2 protein-coding genes are annotated in these 1,315 nt (G+C 38.1%); both read right to left on the bottom strand.

Annotation, left to right across the window (positions count from 1 at the left end; genetic code table 11):
• On the bottom strand, positions 1-802 hold an 802-nt coding region (locus tag CCU_RS09180), incomplete at its 3' end, for a ParB/RepB/Spo0J family partition protein (RefSeq protein ID WP_208896136.1).
• A 12-nt stretch (positions 803-814) separates the two neighbouring features.
• A partial coding sequence (locus tag CCU_RS09175; protein WP_208896135.1) for a ParA family protein occupies positions 815-1,315 on the bottom strand: 501 nt, incomplete at its 5' end.

Here is a 1,315-nt window from a genome sequence, read left to right as displayed (position 1 = left end):
TTTGAGGCTTCTGTTTTTCCTCTTTTTCCGGCTTTTTCTCCAGAATTGCCTTTACATATGCCTCTGTTTCTCTAACACTGAGCTTCTGATCGTATACAATTGCAGCCGTTTCGTACTGTAATTTAGGATCTTCTATAGGAATAAGTGCTCTGGCATGTCCTGTTGATATCATATTATACATGACCATCTGTCTTACATCCTCGCAAAGCTTCAGAAGTCGGAGAGAATTGGTTATGGTTGATCTGCTTTTTGATACTCTCTCTGCAACTTCTTCCTGCTTGAGATTATATTCCGATATAAGAGATTCGTAAGCCTCAGCTTCTTCAATTGGATTCAGATCTTCTCTCTGAATATTCTCTATAAGAGAAATCTCCATTATTTCTTTGTCAGTATAATCACGTATAACTACAGGAACTTCCTTTATTCCTGCCATTCTGGCAGCTCTCCAACGTCTTTCACCTGCAATTATCTCATAATAATCGCCTTTTTTAGTGACAATCAGAGGCTCAAGAACACCATATTTCTTAATGGAATCAGATAATTCCTGTAATGCCTCTTCATCAAACTGCTTTCTTGGCTGTGACTTATTTGGCTCAATGAGATTGATTTTAATCTTCTGTTCAACCTCTTTTACAACCTCTTTTACAACTTCCTTCACAACCTCTTTGGTTACTGTTTTTACCTCTTTACTTGTGTTTTCAGAGGAGTTTTGCTGATTACTTCTACTTCGGGACGGCTTTGAAGCCTCTGAAGTGCCTAAAAGGTCGTTCAAACCTCTTCCTAAACCTTTTTTCTGTGCCATATTAGCCCTCCATTATCTATAGTAGTCATTTTCTATAACTTCATCTGCCAACATCATATAATGCTCAGCTCCGGCTGATCTTGGATCATACTCAATTATTGGCATTCCGTAACTTGGCGCTTCAGCAAGTCTGACATTTCTCGGTATAACTGTGTTGTATATGTGCTGTTTGAGGTTTTCTTTTACATTTTCAACAACCTGAACTGATAAATTGGTTCTTGAGTCAAACATTGTAAATACAACACCTTCTATAGTAAGAAGTCTGTTCAGATTTTTCCTTATCAGTTCGATAGTGTATACCAACTGTGAGAGACCATCCAGTGCGAAAAATTCACATTGAATAGGTACAAGTACCGTATTTGCTGCTGTAAGAGCATTTACAGTAAGCATTCCAAGTGCAGGAGGACAATCAATGATAACGTAATCAAATTTGTTCTTTACCTTCTTGATATGTGTCTTAAGAATGTGCTGCATATCCTCCATTCCGACAAATTCAACCTCAGCACCTGCCAG

This window comes from Coprococcus sp. ART55/1 (genome assembly GCF_000210595.1).
Lineage (GTDB): Bacteria > Bacillota > Clostridia > Lachnospirales > Lachnospiraceae > Coprococcus > Coprococcus aceti.
Note: the sequence above shows the minus strand (reverse complement) of the source record. Positions and strands in the feature narration are given on the sequence as shown.